17 protein-coding genes and 1 riboswitch are annotated in these 20073 nt (G+C 38.0%); of the genes, 12 read left to right on the top strand and 5 right to left on the bottom strand.

All coding sequences use genetic code 11. From position 1 onward, the window contains the following. Positions 1–99: 99 nt before the first annotated feature. The 6 genes from LQV47_RS16900 to tenA all read left to right on the top strand — a co-directional run bounded on the left by LQV47_RS16900 (position 100) and on the right by tenA (position 5595). Entirely contained in the window at positions 100–447 is a 348-nt protein-coding gene (locus LQV47_RS16900; RefSeq protein ID WP_354961118.1) for a prolyl oligopeptidase family serine peptidase, read from the top strand. A 206-nt stretch (positions 448–653) separates the two neighbouring features. Continuing rightward, on the top strand, positions 654–2495 hold the full coding sequence (locus tag LQV47_RS16895) for a carbon starvation protein A (protein ID WP_230038909.1): 1842 nt from the start codon (positions 654–656) through the stop codon (positions 2493–2495). 47 nt (positions 2496–2542) lie between these two features. After that, a riboswitch (TPP riboswitch) is annotated at positions 2543–2636 on the top strand. A 62-nt stretch (positions 2637–2698) separates the two neighbouring features. Next, positions 2699–3496 carry a hydroxyethylthiazole kinase gene (gene thiM, locus LQV47_RS16890; RefSeq protein ID WP_230038907.1) on the top strand — a complete coding sequence of 266 codons (798 nt, stop codon included), beginning with the start codon at positions 2699–2701 and terminating at the stop codon, positions 3494–3496. After that, entirely contained in the window at positions 3493–4128 is a 636-nt protein-coding gene (gene thiE, locus LQV47_RS16885; protein WP_230038905.1) for a thiamine phosphate synthase, read from the top strand. The genes thiM and thiE overlap by 4 nt, the downstream gene beginning before the upstream one ends. Continuing rightward, a complete protein-coding gene (gene thiD / locus LQV47_RS16880; RefSeq protein WP_230038903.1) occupies positions 4125–4958 on the top strand; it encodes a bifunctional hydroxymethylpyrimidine kinase/phosphomethylpyrimidine kinase in 834 nt (277 codons plus the stop codon). The genes thiE and thiD overlap by 4 nt, the downstream gene beginning before the upstream one ends. Further along, positions 4945–5595 carry a thiaminase II gene (gene tenA, locus LQV47_RS16875; RefSeq protein ID WP_230038901.1) on the top strand — a complete coding sequence of 217 codons (651 nt, stop codon included), beginning with the start codon at positions 4945–4947 and terminating at the stop codon, positions 5593–5595. Before thiD ends, tenA begins: the two co-directional genes overlap by 14 nt. Positions 5596–5666: 71 nt before the next feature. Here the strand turns inward: tenA and LQV47_RS16870 are convergent, their stop codons facing one another. Together LQV47_RS16870 and LQV47_RS16865 are read right to left on the bottom strand one after the other, a co-directional pair. After that, complete coding sequence (locus tag LQV47_RS16870) at positions 5667–8444, bottom strand: TonB-dependent receptor (protein WP_230038899.1); 2778 nt, start codon at positions 8442–8444, stop codon at positions 5667–5669. 378 nt (positions 8445–8822) lie between these two features. After that, positions 8823–11153, bottom strand: coding sequence for a UvrD-helicase domain-containing protein (locus tag LQV47_RS16865; protein WP_230038897.1), 2331 nt, complete (start codon positions 11151–11153; stop codon positions 8823–8825). A 290-nt stretch (positions 11154–11443) separates the two neighbouring features. On the opposite strand from LQV47_RS16865, the gene LQV47_RS16860 reads away from it, so the two are divergent. Both LQV47_RS16860 and LQV47_RS16855 read left to right on the top strand, forming a co-directional pair. Continuing rightward, positions 11444–12757 (top strand): pitrilysin family protein, encoded by a 1314-nt coding sequence (locus LQV47_RS16860; RefSeq protein ID WP_230038895.1) that lies wholly within the window; start codon positions 11444–11446, stop codon positions 12755–12757. 7 nt (positions 12758–12764) lie between these two features. Next, a complete protein-coding gene (locus LQV47_RS16855; protein WP_230038893.1) occupies positions 12765–14795 on the top strand; it encodes a pitrilysin family protein in 2031 nt (676 codons plus the stop codon). Positions 14796–14808: 13 nt separating this feature from the next. Here LQV47_RS16855 and LQV47_RS16850 read toward each other — a convergent pair whose 3' ends face one another. Then, positions 14809–15021, bottom strand: coding sequence for a hypothetical protein (locus LQV47_RS16850; protein WP_230038891.1), 213 nt, complete (start codon positions 15019–15021; stop codon positions 14809–14811). 61 nt (positions 15022–15082) lie between these two features. Between LQV47_RS16850 and secG the strand changes: the two genes are divergently transcribed. Beyond that, a complete protein-coding gene (gene secG, locus LQV47_RS16845; protein WP_230038889.1) occupies positions 15083–15439 on the top strand; it encodes a preprotein translocase subunit SecG in 357 nt (118 codons plus the stop codon). Between the two features lie 50 nt (positions 15440–15489). Here secG and LQV47_RS16840 read toward each other — a convergent pair whose 3' ends face one another. Together LQV47_RS16840 and recR are read right to left on the bottom strand one after the other, a co-directional pair. Further along, entirely contained in the window at positions 15490–16329 is an 840-nt protein-coding gene (locus LQV47_RS16840) for a glycosyltransferase family 2 protein (RefSeq protein WP_230038917.1), read from the bottom strand. Next, positions 16325–16936: a recombination mediator RecR gene (gene recR, locus LQV47_RS16835; protein WP_209804522.1), complete on the bottom strand. Its 612-nt coding sequence runs from the start codon at positions 16934–16936 to the stop codon at positions 16325–16327. The genes LQV47_RS16840 and recR overlap by 5 nt, the downstream gene beginning before the upstream one ends. A gap of 394 nt (positions 16937–17330) precedes the next feature. Between recR and LQV47_RS16830 the strand changes: the two genes are divergently transcribed. The 3 genes from LQV47_RS16830 (at position 17331) to LQV47_RS16820 (ending at position 20016) form a co-directional block, all read left to right on the top strand. Then, positions 17331–17936: a hypothetical protein gene (locus LQV47_RS16830; RefSeq protein ID WP_230038887.1), complete on the top strand. Its 606-nt coding sequence runs from the start codon at positions 17331–17333 to the stop codon at positions 17934–17936. A 20-nt stretch (positions 17937–17956) separates the two neighbouring features. Then, a complete protein-coding gene (locus tag LQV47_RS16825) occupies positions 17957–18448 on the top strand; it encodes a hypothetical protein (RefSeq protein WP_230038885.1) in 492 nt (163 codons plus the stop codon). A gap of 125 nt (positions 18449–18573) precedes the next feature. Then, positions 18574–20016, top strand: coding sequence for an aminoacyl-histidine dipeptidase (locus LQV47_RS16820; protein WP_230038883.1), 1443 nt, complete (start codon positions 18574–18576; stop codon positions 20014–20016). The last annotated feature ends 57 nt before the right edge of the window (positions 20017–20073 follow it).

Here is a 20073-nt window from a genome sequence, read left to right as displayed (position 1 = left end):
GCAGAAAGAGTGGCAAAGATTGCTCTTGCCAACAAACTTTTAAAACAAGCCTTTGCCATCGGAAAGAAAAAAGAGAAATACAGAGAAGATTTTTGTTAAATAATTTGTTTTTTAACACAGATCATTCTGCAGCAAAATCTGGTAAAAGGTCTTTCAGGATATGATATTAAAAAAGATCAGGATAGAGCCATAGATTATTTAAAAACTATTTCTCCTGTCACTTATGCTGAAAACGGTGTTCCTACCTTAATCGTTCAGGGAAATAAAGATAAAATCGTCCCTCTGAGCCAGTCTAAAAAGCTATATAGAAAACTCAAAAGGGCAAAAGTAGAAACATCCTTAATTATCATTGATAATGGCGTTCACAGTTTTTCCACTACAGATAAATCCACTCTTGATAAGATGACAGATCAGATGGTAGATTTCATCATTTCTCAGAAAAAATAATATATATGAAGCAAGTAACACAGACACATACAAATTGACAATCAATACTATAAATTAAATAAAAAATTGCAAAACAGTAAATTTGCTAAATTAGTATACATATCATTACTTTTTATACTTAAAATAATTAACTTGGCTGATATTTGAATTATTAATAATAAAATAGGATTCAGATTTAATTATTCACTAAAAAAAAACAAAATGATATGAATTTCCTGAACAATATAAATGCGCTTACGCTCATATTTGCATCAGTTCTAATTTTTGCTATAGCTTACCGTGTTTATGGCATCTTTATCGCCAACAAAGTGCTTCGTCTTAATGACCAGCATACGACCCCGGCTGTTGAGTTTGCAGACGGAAAAGATTATGTCGCTACGAATAAAAATGTGCTTTTCGGGCATCACTTTGCGGCTATTGCTGCTGCAGGCCCTCTGGTAGGCCCTGTTCTGGCTGCACAGTTTGGCTATTTGCCCGGTGCCTTATGGATCTTAATTGGCTGTGTATTGGGAGGTGGTGTACATGATATGGTGGTATTATTCGCTTCTGTAAGACATAAAGGACAAAGTCTTGCAACCATAGCATCCAAAGAAATCGGTAAAGCAACCGGTACCGTAGCGGGATTTGCCATCTTATTTATATTGATCCTGACCCTGGCAGGTTTATCCCTGGCATGCATCAATGCTATGCATGAAGCTTCCTGGTCTTTGTTTACAGTGGTCATCACCATGCCTATTGCGGTTATTATGGGGCTTATCATGCGTTATAAAAAGAACAGCGTTCTTTTTGCCAGTATTTTAGGCGGTATTCTTTTAATTGCCGGAATTATTGGTGGACACAGCCTGATGCAGAATCCCACTATGAATAATTTATTTTCGTGGGATATCAAAACCATCTCCATAGCTATTCCTTTATATGGTTTTTTAGCTTCTGTATTACCGGTTTGGTTATTATTGGTTCCCCGCGATTATCTTTCTACATATTTAAAAATAGGAACGATCATTATGCTGGCTATAGGAGTCATTGTCATTCATCCTACAGTACAGATGCCGGCACTTACCGCCTTTGTAAACGGAGGAGGCCCTGTCATTGGCGGCCCCGTACTTCCATTTATTTTTATTGTGATTGCCTGTGGTGCTATTTCGGGTTTTCATGCCGTAATTGCTACGGGAACAACTCCCAAGATGCTTAATAAAGAAAGGGAAATTCTCTTTGTAGGCTATGGTGCCATGCTTGTAGAGGGTTTTGTGGCCTTAATGGCTCTCATTGCTGCATGTACATTAATGCCGGGAGATTATTTTGCCATCAACACTCCAAAAGAATCATATGACGCTTTTCTTGCAGCACATCCTGCCTTACATGGAGTAGATATTGATTATTATTCACAAAAGATTGGTATTGATCTTCATGGCAGAACCGGCGGGGCCGTATCACTTGCCGTAGGAATGGCTCACATCTTCAATAAGATCCCTTATATGGATCAACTAACCGCATACTGGTATAATTTTGCCATTATGTTTGAAGCCGTATTTATCCTGACAGCCATTGATGCCGGAACAAGAGTAGGGCGTTTCTTTTTACAGGAAATGCTGGGTTCTGTGATTCCAAAATTCAATGATAAAAACTGGGTTCCCGGAATTATCATCAGCAGTCTTCTTTTCACTTTTGCATGGGGATATCTGGTATACACAGGAAATGTAAGCAGTATCTGGCCACTATTCGGAATCAGCAATCAATTACTTGCCGCCTGCGGATTGATTGTCTGCACCACTATGCTTATCAGGATGAACAGAGGAAAATATGCTTTATGCTCGGCTATTCCCGGTGTTTTTATGGCCGGAATTACTTTCTGGGCCGGCTATATTCAGGTTGCTACCATTTATATTCCAAAAGAACAGTATTTATTGGCTGCTTTAGCGGTAACAGCTATGGTACTGATGCTTATTGTTTTTATCGGAGCTTTTATAAAATGGTATGAGCTCTTAAAAATCAATACAACGAAAACAGATTTTTATGGAGAACAGGTAAAGGAACTTGTGGAAAGATAAAATTACGGGGAAGGTTTTTTGCCCGGTGTGATAATTTTTATACATTTGTTTTGCTTTAGGGGTATTCTGAAAAAGAATTGAGAGAGTCCCTTTGAACCTGATACGGCTTACACCGACGTAGGGAAAAGCAAAATTACTTGATCTACTCATGTGGTTTTTGTTTTGGATTTTTTCCTAAAGCTATTTTTATTTTAATGATAACAATGGAAAAAATACTTTGGCAGCAAGTTCAGCTTGTAAAACAAAAATCTCCCCTGGTTCACAACATCACCAATTATGTAGTCATGAACAATACAGCCAATGCCCTTTTGGCTGTTGGAGCCTCTCCCATTATGGCACATGCCCGATCTGAAATCAAAGAAATGATTGGTATTGCCCATTCGGTGGTGATCAATATAGGTACTTTAGATGAATACTGGTCAGAGTCTATGCTTCTGGCCGCTGAAACAGCGCATTCAGCAGATAAACCCTGGGTTTTGGACCCTGTAGGTGCGGGAGCAACCTCTTTCCGTGATCAGGTTTTACAACAACTCTTACAATTTCAGCCTACTGTTATCAGAGGAAATGCTTCAGAGATTATTGCACTGGCCCAAGCTAATACCACTGTTACTAAAGGGGCAGACAGTACTGCACAAAGTAATGAAGCGGTTCATGCTGCCCAAATACTGATGCAGCGCTGCCATTCAATAGTCTGTGTTTCCGGTGAGACGGATATTATTATAGGTCCGCAACAAAGTTTTTTTATTAAAAACGGGCATCCACTTATGACTAAAGTAACAGGTCTTGGGTGTTCTGCTACAGCATTAACAGGTGCGTTTATAGGCAGTGTGGAAGATAAAACACTGGGTGTTGCAGCAGCAATGGCATTAATAGGCATTGCTGGAGAACTGGCTGCTCAGCAAAGTAAAGGCCCCGGAAGTCTTCAGGTTAACCTGATTGATAAACTGTACAATATGACAGAAGAAGAATTCATCCAAAACCTAAAGATAGAACAAAAATGAGCCTACATCCTTTTCCCTATCAGCTGTATCTGGTGATTTCTGAAGCCGATTGCATTGGAAAAAACTTTCTGGAAGTTGCCGAACAAGCCATTCTGGGCGGAGTGGACATTATCCAGCTCAGAGAAAAAAACGACAGTACCGCCCTGTTTCTTCAAAAAGCCGGAAAGCTTATCGAAATTACAGAAAAGTATGGTATTCCCCTTATTATTAATGATCATTTAGAAGTTGCTGAAAAAGTAAATTCAGCAGGTATTCATGTTGGGAACAACGATACTGCCCCTACCTTTTTAAGACAACAGCCTTCTATCCAAAATAAAATCATTGGATATTCTATTGAACACCTGGCTCAGCTTGAAAATAAACAGACGTTGGTTTCTGATTATCTTGGTATAAGCCCTGTATTTAAAACAAATACCAAAACAGATACCATTACAGAATGGGGGCTTGAAGGTGTTGCAAAAATCCGGCAGCTTACAGAAAAACCTCTGGTCGCCATAGGCAGTATACATCTTGGAAATGCAAAGGAAGTTCTCAACGCGGGAGCAGACTGCCTTGCAGTAGTTTCCGCAATATGTGGTGCTGCAGATCCTCAAAAGGCAGCATATGAATTAAAAAATGAAATTTTAAAATGAAAAAATACAAATACCCATCCGTATTGACCATTGCAGGTTTTGACGGAAGTGGTGGCGCAGGTATTCAGGCAGATATCAAAACAGCTTCTGCTCTAGGATGCTTTTCCACCTCAGTATTAACGGCCCTGCCTGTACAAAACACGCAGGGAGTAAGGACTATATATCCTGTTCCTGTGGAAGCAGTAGCTGATCAGATCAAAGCAATTCTGGATGATATTTTTCCCGATGCCATTAAAATAGGGATGGTTCATACTCCACAATTGGTTGAGACTATTGTTTCTACATTATCACAGTATAAAAGAATCCCCATTGTATTTGACCCGGTGATGGTTGCTACCAGCGGCCACAGGCTTATTGAGGAGAAAACCATCACAGCGATCACAGAAGAACTATTTCCTATTGCTGACCTCGTTACCCCCAATATGGATGAAGCAGCAATTTTAGCCGGCATGAAAGTCGAAACGCTGGAAGATTTATACGCTGCAGGTGAAAAAATAAAACAATTAGGCTGTAAGAGCATACTTCTCAAAGGTGGCCATCAGGAAACCTCATCCATTACTTCCTTACTTTATGATGAACATGGGCAATACCACAGTTTTGAAACGCTGAAGCTCAATACCAATAATACCCATGGTTCCGGCTGTACGCTTTCATCTGCCATAGCTGCTTATCTGGCTCAGGGAAAAAGCTTATATGATTCTGTTTCTTTAGGCCAGAAGTATGTTTATGAGGCTATAAAAAATGGCATAGATGTACAGACAGGACATGGAAACGGTCCTCTTAATCACTTTTTTAATCCTCAAAAACTCATCAAAAATGAAATGGTCTGAACAAACCTGGCAGACAATAGCAGAATATTACCAGTCTATTCTTAGCATGCCCTTTATCAAAGAATTGTCAGAGGGTTCCTTACCTCAGGAAAAGTTCCGTTTTTATATGGCTCAGGATTCATTATACCTTGAACATTTCGGCAGGACCCTTTCCCTGATTGCTGCAAAAATTCCGGATCTCCAGGATGTTCTTGCTTATATGCGGTTTGCTGAAAATGCTATTGTAGTGGAAAATGCACTGCACGAATCTTATTTTAAGGATTTCGGACTTACTGATAAAGGTGTTTTACAGCCTGCCTGCCATCATTACATCCATTTTTTGAGAAGCACTGCAGCTTTAGAATCTGTAGAAATTGCCATTGCCGCTGTACTTCCTTGTTTCTGGATTTACAGAGAGGTTGGAAATTATATTTATCAAAACCATACTACCGTCAATAATCCTTATGGACAATGGATTGCCACCTATTCCGGAGAAGAATTTTCTGCTGCCGTAGACCAGGCTATTTCCATTTGTGATATAATAGCAGAAAAAACCACTGAGGAAACACGAAAAAAAATGACAGAAGCTTTTATAACCGCCTCCAGAATGGAATATCATTTCTGGGAAGCAGCTTATGAATTAAAAACATGGAAGTAATTCCGTATGTTTTCAGCCATAAAAAAGACTGTTCATTTTCAGAACAGTCTTCCTTCAAATTTTTATAACCATTAAAAATTAAAATTAAGTCTTGTAAAAACATATCTCCCGTTCTGCCCAAACTGAGAAGTAGAACGTGAATAAATAAACTGGTCATTATTAGTAGACGCAGGAAGGTTTTTAGTAGGATAAATATCAAACAAATTGTTTACGCCGAGGGTCAGTCCAATGTTTTTGGTAAACTGATATGCCAGAGAAAGGTCCGTAATAATTTTGTCTCCAATCTGCTGATGCTCATTGAATCCGATAATTCCGTCTCCGTTGGCATCAATAATATCTGCTCCCGTTACTTTTCCGAAATACGTATTTCTAAGATAGAAGCTCGCATTTTTCCATGAAAGGGTATGAGAAAGACTGGCTTTTACTCTCGGTACAGCTTCTTCCAGATATACTCTGGATTTTTCTGAGAAATACACTTTTTCAAGCTTTGGAGACTGTAGAAGTCCTGATGAATGGATGTCTCCTACCTGTTTAGTTTGGCTAAGATTGACTGCAAAGCTGTTATCCAGTTTTAATCCTGAAAATCTGACATTATGCGAAATAACCACATCCACCCCTTTGGTTTCCGTATCAATAGCATTGGTAAAAAGCTGAGCTCCGTTAATACCTAACTCATCATAGACTTTTTGTGCTGCGGCAGGTACATCTGCTCTTAAAAACTGGTCTGTAAGAATAATTCTGTTGTCTATTCTCGTAAAGTATCCGTCTGCTGTAAATGTCAAGTTAGCAGATGGAATTTTATAGGTAAATCCGACACTTGCAGATTTTGAGGTTTCCTGTTTCAGTTTTGGGATTTCCAATAATCCTGCTACCGCCGAATCATTACTGAAAGTTCCTACTTCCAGCAGTTGATTGTTTGTAAATAAAGTAGAGGTTACATTATAATAAATCTGGTGAATAGAAGGTGCTCTGAATCCTGTAGACCCGGCAAGCCTTACATTGAAATTAGGGGCCACCTTTATTCTTGAAGCCAGTTTATAATTAAAAGTAGATCCGAAATCCGAATAGTTTTCATATCGCGCAGCTGCATCCACCAATAACCAATTGGTAAAATTAAATTCCACATCTGCATAAGCGGCTACAGACTGTCTGTTTTTATCTACTGCATTGGCCGGTTTAAATCCGCTAAATACCTGTGAGCCTCCGGGAAGCGCAGCTCCAAAGAAGTCCGTAGGCCTTTGAGAATTTCCCGTCCATACATTTCCTGAAGTATCATATGTAGCATAGGAAGCTTCCTCCCCTGCTGTTATTTTAAAATTTTCATACCGGTGCTCTGCTCCAAATGCAACATTAATTCCTTCCCAGACATCATATTTTTTTGAAAAATCCAGATTAAGGGTATTTTGTGAAAACTTCAATCCTCCGGCCTTAAATTCATTGGGTGATGCAAAGCGTAAAGACGTATTTCCCGTATTCTGAATGGTATAAGTAAATGAATTCTGTCCGAAAGTATTACTGAAATCAATATTCCAGCCATCCCACTTCCCTTTGATCCCTGCAGCCAGTGAAATATCCTGGATATCTGTTCCAATCTGAGGCAGATAACCGTTAGCAGATAGCCCTGTAAATGTTCTGCTTTGATTAGGTTTTCTGTAAAACCCTCCGGAAGTACCATGTCTTAAGCTATATCCCCCGAAAGAATATACTTTCCAGTTATCATTGATGGGAACTTCCATATTGACAAAAAGCTGATGATTGTTCAGCTTAGACTGTCCTACCTGCATATTGAAATCCTTTCTTGTAAGTCCTCTGTAAGCCAGTTCCTGGTCGGTAACATCAAAATTCAATAAAGACTGAAGTCCTTTCTGAATAACATTTCCGTTTCCGTCTTTTATATCCTGGATGGTAGATGCTCCCTGAATTGCAGCCTGCTGATCGGCAGTAAAGTAGTTTACCCCCTGAGCATACTGATGAATAGAGTTGATAATCTGTTGTGAATTCGGGGTGCTATTGATATTATTAAAAAGAGAAGAGAGGTTAACCCCATTATTTAAGGCACGCTGCTCAATGGCATTATAGGCATTATAAATAGCTCCGCTTTCTGCACCGGCCCTTGAAGTAGGTTCTCTGAACTGAGAAGACCAGGTAATATTAAAAAAACCACCTTTTGTTCCTATTTTATTACCGTAATTCAAATCCACCTGAACATTCTGACCGTCAAAATTTCCGGTATGGTCATTGGCTGTAGGAGTCAAATTTCCTCCGTAGCTCAACTGACCTGTTAACTTTCCGGTATCTTTTTTAAGCTCCAGATTGATAACTCCGGCAATAGCATCTGAGCCATACTGGGCAGCAGCACCATCTCTCAAAACTTCAATTCTGTTGAGGGCAAAGGCCGGAATAGCGTTCAAATCTGTTCCCACTGTTCCTCTTCCGGGTGTTCCGTTTACATTAACTAAGGCTGAAGTATGTCTTCTTTTTCCATTAACCAATACCAATACCTGATCCGGTCCTAATCCTCTCAACTGGGCCGGATCCAGGTGATCTGTCCCATCCGAATTGGTTTGAATAGTAGAAGTAAAAGAAGGAGCCAGTGCGTTCAAAATCTGCCCTATTCCGGATTGTGGAAGAATAGCAGAAGATTCTTTGATATTGAATACATCTATAGGAACCGGGCTGTCTACCTTTGATCTTGCTCCGGCACGTGAACCTAAAATTACAACCTCTTCTACATTATTCGTTTGTATGGTGTCTTTATGTACTTTTATACTGTCTTTTTCCTGGCCATAAGCATAGGTTCCCAGAAAAAATAAAACAGAAGCAGAAAAAATAGTTTTTTTATTTTTCATATAGTTTAGAATTTGATTGAGCATTTATGTTTTTACAGGGTACAAATGTAAAATATATTCATTAGTCTACAAAATTTATAGACTTTGTTTTTATAAAAAATAATTATCGTTTCTTTCTATCCCTTATTAAAGTTAGATAAATTTCAAGTGATTTTAATAAAAAAAGTGACATTCGATAGGGATAGGCTTTTAGTCCAAACATAAGCCGGTATAATTATCTTGTGTACGTTGCCATTCTTAAGCTTGGGCTAAAGCCATTGGAAAATCATTTTTTGTAAATGGGCTAAAGCCCATTTCTACTGAATAAAGCCTTATATTAACAAAAAAAAACAGACTCAAAATTGAATCTGTTTTTCTGTATCGATATTACTATGGCTTCTAAATCTTAGTTAGTTTAGCATATTTCAGAATCAGGTTTTTCTCTCCTTCATGGATAAAAACAACTTTGGCCTTGATATTCTGAGGATCTGTTCCATCTAAGAAAGTCACCTGTCCGATTCCGAAACGGTCATGTCTCACTTTATCTCCTACTTCAATATCCTGAGAAGAAGCCCCACTCGGATTGATAATTTTAGCGGTACTTACAGGTTTCAGCTTTCTTACTTCCGGCTCCGGCTGTGACTGATCTCCTTTGGCAATTGTCTTTTTCTCAACTTTTTTGAAAGTCTTTTGCTCTGAAGGGTGTTCATCAAAAATATTGGATCTCACCCCGGAATTATTAATAAATCTTTTTTCCATCGCCGGATTAATGAACTCGATAAATTCTTCATCTATCTCACTCAAAAACCTCGAAGGCTCTGCATCTGTAATTTTACCCCATTGAAAACGGGAAACCGCATAAGAGAAAAACACCTGTTTTTCAGCTCTTGTCAGCGCTACATAAAATAGTCGTCTCTCTTCTTCCAGATCCTCGCGGGTGGCAGAACTCATAAAGCTTGGGAAAAGGTTTTCTTCAAGCCCCACCAGATGAACTACCGGGAACTCAAGTCCTTTTGAAAGATGAATGGTCATTAAAGAAACCATATCATCACCCAGGTTTTTATCCTGTGTATCTGCAGAAAGAGCAATATTTTCAAGGAAATTAGGAAGACTTGGGTCTCCATCCTCAAGCTGCATCTGCTCTTCAATGAATCCCTGCATTGAGTTCATTAATTCCTGAACGTTTTCTACCCTGGAAATTCCTTCCGGAGTCTGATCATCTTTTAAGAATTTAATTAAGCCGCTTCGCTTCGCTACTTCCATAGCTACACTATAAGCAGTTTCGGTTTTCAATAACACCTGAAATGCTTTGATCATAGACCAGAAGTCATTCAGCTTGTTTAAAACACCGTTATTTAACCCCAGTTGAGGAGCATACATCGGAAGGTTATCCAATACTTTTGAAACAGAAACATTTTGAGCATCTGCAAAGACAATCAGTTTATTCTGTGTTGTTTCTCCTATACCTCTTGCCGGATAATTGATAATTCTCATCAGCGCTTCAGAGTCATTTTCATTGACCAAAAGACGCAGGTATCCGATAAGGTCTTTCACTTCTTTCCTTTGGTAGAAAGAAAGACCACCATATACTTTATAGGGAATATTTTTACGTCTCAAAGCATCTTCAAATGCTCTTGTCTGGGAGTTTGTTCTGTATAAAATAGCAAAATCGCTGTATTTTCTCTGGTCACGGTTCCGAAGTTCCCAAATATTTCCGGCCACAAAATTGGCTTCATCAGCGTCAGAAAGTGAGCGATAAATTTTGATCTTATCCCCTTCTTCATTATCACTGAAAACATTTTTCTTAAACTGCTGAAGGTTTTTTGCAATCACTACATTGGCAGCATTTACAATCGTTTGGGTTGAACGGTAATTCTGTTCCAGGGAAACCGTTACCGCATCCGGATAATCTTTTTTAAAGTTTAGGATATTATAAATATTGGCACCACGGAAAGAATAAATAGACTGAGCATCATCTCCCACCACACAGATATTCTCAAATTTTGAAGCCAGTGCTTTTACAATAAGATACTGAGAATGGTTGGTATCCTGGTACTCATCTACCAAAATATATCTGAATCTATCCTGATATTTCGCAAGAATCTCCGGAAAACGGGTTAATAATTCATTGGTTTTTAAAAGCAGATCATCAAAATCCATAGCTCCGTTTCTATAGCATGCATCCACATATCTCTGATAGATCTGTCCGATAAATTTCATATTGGCCTTTTCATCCGCTTCCATCAGTTCCGGATTATTGAAATAGGCTTTTACCGTAATCAGGTTATTTTTATAGGTAGAGATTCTTGCCTGAACTTTCTTAGGTTTATAAAGATCAGCATCGATATTCATATCCTTCAAAACCTTTTTGATGACGTTCAAAGCATCCTGCTGATCATAAATAGTGAAGTTGGAAGGATACCCAAGGTAATGCGCCTCTATTCTTAAAATTCTTGCAAAAACCGAGTGAAAAGTTCCCATCCAAAGGCTTCTTGCATTACTGTCGCCCACCACCTTTGCAATACGGTCTTTCATCTCGCGTGCCGCTTTGTTGGTAAAGGTAAGAGCCAGGATATTGAAAGGGTCCACTCCATTATTAATTAAATGGGCAATACGCATAGTAAGTACACGTGTTTTCCCGGAACCGGCTCCCGCAAGCACCATCAGAGGGCCTTGTAAAGAGGTAACGGCTTCATATTGTGATTCATTGAGTCCTTTCAGATAATCCATACTGCAAAAAAAATTTGGGAGTACAAAATTAATGTATTCGGAGGAGAATTCAAACTTTGATTGGAGAAGTTAGAAATTATAAGATCCGGAGTAGGGATAAGAGGCCTTGAGACAAGAGATTTTGAGATTAAGAGACTTGAGACGCAGAGATCTGAGAGAGCACTGCACATCAGTAATCAAGGTAAACGAATTAACTATGCATAATTTACTTATACTTTTTCACTTTTACCCCTCCTTCTGTAACATTTAATTCACTTTTCCTACTAATTGATAAAACAATTTCTAACTTTATGAAAAAGCGATTTCTCTCTGCTGCTGCCGTAGCTTTCTTCGGAATGATACTGAATGCTCAGCAAATCAAATTCGAAGAGTATGATCTTCCGAACGGTCTTCATGTAATTCTTCACCAGGATAATTCTGCGCCGGTAGTTACTACAGGGGTTATGTATCACGTAGGAGCAAAGGATGAAGTGAAGGGCAGAACCGGTTTTGCACACTTCTTTGAACACCTTTTATTTGAAGGAACTCCCAACATCAAAAGAGGTGAATGGTTTAAGATCGTTTCTTCAAACGGAGGACAGAACAATGCCAATACAACCAACGACAGAACGTATTACTACGAAACCTTCCCTTCCAACAACGAACAGTTAGGTCTTTGGATGGAATCAGAAAGAATGCGTGCTTCAGTGATCAATCAAATTGGAGTAGATACCCAGAGAGAGGTGGTAAAAGAGGAAAAAAGAATGAGAATGGATAACCAGCCCTATGGAAATCTTTTCCCGACTATTCAGAAGAACCTTTTTACCAATCACCCCTACAACTGGCCTACTATTGGTTCTATGGATGATCTTAATGCGGCAAAGCTTGAAGAATTCCAGGCATTTTATAAAAAATACTATGTCCCCAACAATGCTACATTAGTGGTGGCGGGAGACATCAAACCTGAACAAACAAAAAAATGGATTCAGGAATATTACGGAGGTATTTCCAAAGGAACTCTTTATCCAAAAGATTTCCCTAAAGATGCTCCTATCACTCAGGAAAAAGAAGTGACAGCAACTGATCCCAACATCCAGCTTCCGGCCTATGTTTTTGCATACAGAACACCGGCCAACAAAGAAAAAGATGCTTATGTATTAGATATGCTTTCTTCTTATTTAAGCAGTGGAAAATCATCTGTTTTATACAAAAAATTAGTAGATCAGGATAAAAAAGCTCTTCAGGTAGCTGCTTTTAACCAGGGACTTGAAGATTACAGTATTTTCGCATTCTTTGCTATTCCGATGGGGCAGACTACCAAACAGACTTTACAGGCTGATATTGATGCAGAGATTAAAAAGCTTCAGACGACTTTAATTTCTGATGAAGATTATCAAAAGCTTCAGAATCAGTTTGAAAATCAGTTTGTCAACCAGAACTCAAGCATTCAGGGAATAGCTGCATCTTTAGCTACCAATCATGTATTGATGGGAAATACCAATCTTATCAATAAGGAAATAGACATTTACAGATCTATCAGCAAACAAGATCTTCAAAATGCAGCTAAAAAATATCTGAATTCCAATCAAAGAATCATTATCAACTACGTTCCTGAGAAAAAATAATTTACCCATGAAAAAGCAATTTACCTATATAGCAGCGGCATTTTTATTTGCAGGAATGCTTTCTGCACAAAAAATTGATATTAATGCAATGCCAAAACCAGGGGCTACCCCTGCCATCAATATTGCCCAACCAAAAACCTTCCAGCTAAGCAACGGGCTTACCGTAATGGTGGTTGAAAACAACAAACTCCCAAGAGTTAATACAACTCTCTCTATGGACAGGCCTCCTTATTATGAAGGAAATATAGCTGGTGTAAGCCAACTTATGGCAGAGCAGCTTGACAATGGAACCACGAATCTAAGTAAGGATGAGTTTAACAAAAAAGTGGACTTTCTGGGTGCTAATATCAACTTTAGCTCTACGGGAGCAGCTTCCAACTCGCTTTCAAAATATTTTCCGGAAGTATTGGGACTTATGGCTGATGCAATTGTTAATCCAAAATTCTCTGCCCAGGAAATTCAAAATGCAAAGGAGAGAATTATTGAAGGCTTAAAAGCTGATGAAAAAAACGCATCTTCTATTGCAGCAAAAGTATCCAACGCACTGACGTATGGAAAAAATACTTCAAGAGGAGAGTTTGAAACGGTAGAATCTATCAACAAGATCCAGCTTGCAGATGTACAAAATATTTACAACAAATATTACACTCCGGATAATGCGTATTTAGTGATTGTAGGAGATGTAAAATTTGATCAGGTGAAACCTTTGATTGAAAAGGCTTTTGGAAACTGGAAAAAATCGAATACTCAATTTGCAGCCTTAGAGCCGGCTTCCAACCTTTCCAAAACAGAAGTAAATGTGGTGGATGTTCCTTCCGCAGTACAGTCTGTACTATCGGTAAGCAACCTGAACAGTCTTAAAATGAAAGATCCTAATTACTTCCCTGCTACCATAGCCAACTATATTTTAGGTGGTGGTGGTGAAGCCAGACTTTTCATGAACCTTAGAGAGAAAAACGGGTTTACCTATGGAGCTTACTCCAGCATGACTGCCAGCAAATATTCTCCGGAATTTTCAGCTGAAACCAGCGTAAGAAATGAGGTGACAGATAAAGCTGTAAAAGAATTAATGAATGAGCTTAATGCCATTTCTACCGTAAAGCCTGAAGAACTGGAAAATGCCAAAGCAAAGCTGAAAGGCTCATTCATCTTGTCTCTGGAAAAGCCTGAAACAATTGCAAGATTTGCCGTAAACCAAAAAGTTCAGAACCTTCCTTCAGATTTTTATACCAATTATTTAAAATCTATTGATAAAGTAACCGTTGCAGATGTTTCCAATGCTGTAAAAACAACAATTCTTCCCAACCAAAGCAGAATTTTCATTGCCGGTAAAGCATCGGATATTTCTGAAGGGCTGGAAAAATTAGGCTATCCTGTAAAATACTTCGATAAAGAAGCGAACCCTGTAGCAAAACCTGCGGCACAAAAAGTAGATACCAGTGTGACTATTGCTTCTGTAGCAGATAAATACATCAATGCAATCGGAGGTTTGGCAGCAGTTCAGAAAGTAACTTCCATTACAGCTGATGCCACTACCAAGCTTCAGGGAATGGACATGAGCATGAAGCTTATCCAGGCCAAGGGCGGAAAAATGGCTATGGACATGAAAATGATGGGCAATACCATTCAGAAAATTGTTTTTGACGGTAAAGACGGATATGCAGAAACACAGGGACAAAAAACTCCTTTAAATGACAAACAGAAAGCTACCATGACAGAACCGGAGCTTTTTCCGGAACTGACTTTTGCAAAATCCTCTGATTTTAAATTAGCAGGAATTGAAAAATATAACAATGAAGATTCCTACGTTATAAAAGGAGCCAAACAAACCTATTATTACAGTGTAAAAACAGGCTTAAAAACAGGAGAAATAAAAATGGGAGAAGGGGGTGCTATCCCAACCAGTTTTGCAGACTATAAAGATGTTTCAGGAGTAAAGTTTCCATTTACAATCATCCAGAATATGGGAGGAATGGAAATCAATATGACTGTACAGTCCTATGTACTTAATCAGGCAAAGGATTCTGATTTTAAATAGAATTTTTAACGTATCAATATAAATGTATCAATAAAACGGCGGCTGCTTTGCTGCCGTTTTTATTTTTACCTGAATTTATATTCAAAAGAGAATAATAAGCAAGCGCTTCTAAAACAGCATAAAATGTATGATAACTTCCCTGTTTCTTTATTTCAATCCTAAATTTTAAGCTTAAAAACATGATCTGATCTCTAAACTTTTGCACTTGATTCATATTTACTGTCATCTTTTTTTGTTGTTCAGTAAAAAAAGGTTAAATTTGCCCATTCAAAAAGATATCAGAATTAATGGATACTATATTTACACTATTGATGGTTCTTATTATGATTGCCAGTGTTTTATTGGTGATTGTTGTTATGGCTCAAAATCCTAAAGGAGGAGGCCTTTCCAGTACATTCGGAGGTGCATCATCTGCACAGTTCGGAGTACAAAGAACCAATGATTTCATGGAAAAAGCTACATGGACTCTAGGCGGAACAATCATTGTTCTTATTCTTTTAAGTGTTGTGATTACCGGTAAACCGTCACAAGTGGCTCCCGCACAACAACCTGTAAAAAAGGAAGCTCCGGCTAAGCAATCAGCTCCAGCTTCTTCTACAACAACGACAGCTCCGGTTCAGGCTCCTGTAACCCCGGCTAAATAAGAAAGTAATACTTTAGATAAAACAAAAGCAACTCAATTTGAGTTGCTTTTTTATTTTAGCTTGATCTTTTCAATCTGGTGCCGGAGTTTCAATCCTGCCTTTAAGAATGAATACTGTACAGGTTTTTCTTCTTTATAATATTTATCTATGAAAATCTGCATGGCACCATAAAACCTTTTCAGATATACGTCATCTTTAATCGTACTTTCACCTTTATGATGAAGGATTGAAGCCTTTCCGTAATAATAGTTTACATACTTATTTCTCAACAATGTATAGCAAAGGTCTATATCCTCCCCATACATAAAGTAAGCCTCATCCAGTCCGCCAATCTTTTGGTACACTTCCCTCTTAATCAATAAAAAGGCACCCGTTATGACTTCCACTTCTGCAACGGCATACTCCTCAATATCACTTCTGTAATAGGATTTTGAATTATTTTTCTTAAAATTAACAAACAGTTTTTCGAAAGAATTGAACATATCCGGTACCGAACGTTTACTTTCAGGCAGAAAATCTCCCTGAGCATCGTGCATACGTACCCCAAGGCATCCGAAATCAGATTTAGAATCTGCAAAATCCAACAGCTCTCTCATATAAAAGCCTTCCAGTTCTGTATCAGGATTCAGAAGCAAGACATATTCTCCTTTCGCTACATTGATCGCCTGATTATTTGCTTTGGAGAATCCTCCGTTAATCTCTGAGGAAATAAAACTGACCATTGGAAATTCCGGAATAAGGTCTTTCCACGAGGTATCTGTAGAAGCATTATCCATAACAATAACCTCAAAATCTACGTCTTTTATATACTTTTGAATAGACAAAAGACAGCTTCTGAGTAATTGGGTAACATTGTAATTAACAATAATAACAGACAGCTTCATATTAATCCTTTTCGTTGTACGGTAACCTGTTGATAATAGATCTCCCCAATGAAATTTCGTCGGCATATTCCAATTCATCTCCTACTGAAATTCCTCTTGCAATACTTGAAAAATTCACATTAAAACTTTTGAATTTTTTGTAAATATAATAAGCAGTGGTATCTCCTTCCATGGTGGCACTCAGGGCAAAAATAAATTCCTTAACCTTAGCTTCATTTAATTTTCTTTCAATACTTGGAATATTCAGCTGGTTAGGACCTACTCCTTCCATTGGAGAAATTTTTCCTCCCAGAATCAGATACTTTCCTGTATATTTCCCCGTATTTTCAATGGCTATCACGTCTCTTACATCTTCAACAATACAGATCAATTCGCCGTTTCTCTTTTCATTGCTGCAAATCTCACAGATATCAAAATCAGAAAAATTATGACACTCCTTGCAGTACTTAATTTCATTAACAAGATTAATCAGCGAATTCCCAAGGCTCACGGCTCTTGAGTTCGGCTGCTTCAATAAATGTAATGCCAATCTTAAGGCTGTCTTTCTGCCGATCCCGGGTAAACCGGAAATCTCATCAACCGCCTTTGCCAGCACTTTACTTGGGTAATCCATAGTTACAAAAATAAGGATTATAGTTGAGGAAAGGTGATAATTTATCCGTAATAATTATGAATTATAGATGACTAAATTCAGGTTCCGCGGGGTAGAAAATGGAATAGAAAGATCAGAGAATAGCCAATATCCTTTGCTGTTGATTATTTTTTATAATGTATAATTAATATTTGATATTCAAAAATTCTTTTTATTTACATCTGAGGTCTTTATTCTTGACTCTTAACTCTTGACTCTTGACTCTTAACTCTTAACACCTGGCTCCTGACTCTCAATTTCCACGCCATCCCCCCAACCCTATTTACATTCTACATCAAAACATAACTCCTTCCATACCTTATAACTCTAAAAAAACCTCTATATTTGCGGCCTAATATGAAAAAAATACACTAACATGGTACTTAATAACTTAAATTATCCACTGGATTTCAAATTCAAAATCACTACATTAGCAAGTGACTTCAACATTACTGACAAAAATGGAAATTATGTAGCGTACGTACGTCAGAAAATGTTTAAACTGAAAGAAGATGTTGTTGTTTTCAATGATGAGACTAAGTCTAAGGAACTTTTCAGAATCAGAGCTAATAAATGGATTGATTTCAATGCTTCTTATTCTTTAAATGACCTTATTGACAATAAAAACTTCGGCAGATTGGCAAGAAAAGGAATGCGTTCTATATGGAAAGCAAGTTATGATGTTCTGGATGCTAATGATCAGCCCAAATTTAAAGTGCAGGAAGACAGTGCATGGGTAAGATTCTGGGATAGCTTTGTTGGCGAACTTCCTATTATCGGAATGTTTACCGGTTATTTCCTTAATCCGTCTTACACCGTAACAGGTATGGATGGGAAAGCCTATTTTAAATTGAAGAAAATGCCTTCATTTTTTGGAAGAAGGTTTCAGCTGGACAGATTAATTGACATTGATGATGAGGAAGAAAGTTTAGTAATCCTTTCATTATTGATGATGACCCTTTTGGAAAGAGCAAGAGGTTAAGAATATAAAACCACAAACCAATGAAATACCTAATCATTTTTTTCTCTGCGTTTCTGCTAGTAGCCTGTAAAAAGGATAAAGAAACTGTCTCAGGACCTCCTCCAGCCGATTCCTTAAGGATTGTGAAAGATTCTGCTGCAACAGATACATCTTCAGGAAAAATCCTGGTTGGAAATATATCTTTTCCAAAAGAAATTAAAGAATGTTCATGTTATTTTGCCATTAACAAAGCTGATTTTGAAGCTGAAAAATATATCTATGCTGATGATGCCGGAAAAACCGCTTATATGAAGCTTGACGGTAAAAGGCTGGCTATGAATCTGATCTCTTCAAGCGATATGGAAGTGGATGAAGAACTGACCAAAGAAATAGAAAATGATGATTATAAGGTCTCTGTAAAAGGTAAAAAAATAAAAGGCGAAGAAGCTTTACTATTTGAAGGCACGCTGACGATTGAAAAACCGGACGGAACGGTTTTCACAACACCTATCTACGGAGAATGTGGATGCTAATACAACAAAAAGGGTAAAAGGCAGGTTCACAAATTGGGTTTTGGCTCATTTACAATTCATAAAAAATGCTTCTGTATCCTACGGAAGCATTTTTAATTTCGTAAATTTGAGAAAAATAAATTTCAATGGCATTATCTAATATAGAACCGCAGATAATCTGGAAAAACTTTTCCAAATTAAATGCAGTTCCAAGACCATCAAAAAAAGAAGAAAAAGTAATTGCTTTCATCAAAGGATTTGGTGAAGACCTTGGACTGGAAACTACTGTAGATGAAGTAGGAAACGTAATTATCAAGAAACCGGCTACTGCAGGAATGGAAAACCGTAAATCTATTGTGTTGCAATCACATCTGGATATGGTTTGTCAAAAGAATAATGATGTCAATTTTGATTTTGAAACAGAAGGTATCAAAATGGAAATTGATGGTGACTGGGTAAAAGCAAAAGGAACAACTTTAGGAGCTGATAACGGTTTGGGGGTAGCTACAATTATGTCTATTCTTGAAAGTTCAGATATCCCACACCCTGCTTTGGAAGCTTTATTCACTATTGATGAAGAAACAGGAATGACCGGAGCTATAGGATTAAAGCCGGGCCAGTTACAAGGGGAAATTTTACTGAACCTTGATACGGAAGAAGATGATGAGATCGACATAGGCTGTGCAGGAGGTGTAGATGTTACCATTACTCAAAACTATGCCACAGAAGCTCCAAAAGGGCAAACAGTAAGAATTGAAGTAAAAGGATTACAGGGAGGACACTCCGGAATGGATATCCACAAAGGATTCGGAAATTCAAATATTATTCTGGGAAGACTTCTTTACAGCGGTTTAGAGAAACAAAATATTGAATTGATCTCTATCGACAGCGGTGGATTGAGAAATGCTATTCCAAGAGAAGGTGTTGCCATTATTGCGGTAAGAAATGCTCAGGAATTTATAGAAGAAACAACCTTACTAAAAAAAGATATCTTAGAAGAATTCGCAACAGTGGAACCTGGAATTCAGATTAATATTGAAATTTCTACCTCATCTGACAAAGCTATTTCTGAAGCTGATTCCAAAAAAGTAATTCTTACACTGAAGTCGCTGCATAACGGGGTCTACAGAATGAGCCCGGATGTTGCAGATCTTGTAGAAGCGTCTAATAATGTAGCAAGAGTTGAATTAAAAGGGGGTGAACTTAAAATCTTAAACCTGACAAGATCTTCTGTAGATTCTTCTAAATATTCTGTAGCAGAGCAATTAAAATCTGTAGCAGAGCTAGCTGGAATGGATGTTGTATTCAGCGGTTCTTATCCGGGATGGAAACCAAAACCGGGATCAGAGATCGTAAAGCTCATGGAGAAAATCTACACAGAAAAATTCAGTGAGAAACCTCATGTAGTAGCTTGTCATGCAGGGTTGGAATGTGGTATTATCGGAGCCAACTATCCTGATATGGAAATGGTAAGCTTCGGGCCAACCATCAGAGGAGCACACTCTCCAGATGAAAAGGCTAATATTCCTTCTGCTCAGAAATTCTGGAGCTTCTTGAAGGATATTCTAGCTAATATTCCACAAAAATAAAATAGTAAAATAACTATATTGAATATCCAAAGTCGCTTGATTTTGGATATTTTTAAT

The sequence above is a fragment of the Chryseobacterium sp. Bi04 genome (genome assembly GCF_918698085.1).
In the GTDB taxonomy this organism is placed as follows: domain Bacteria; phylum Bacteroidota; class Bacteroidia; order Flavobacteriales; family Weeksellaceae; genus Chryseobacterium.
This window is presented reverse-complemented; position numbering and strand designations above follow the sequence as displayed.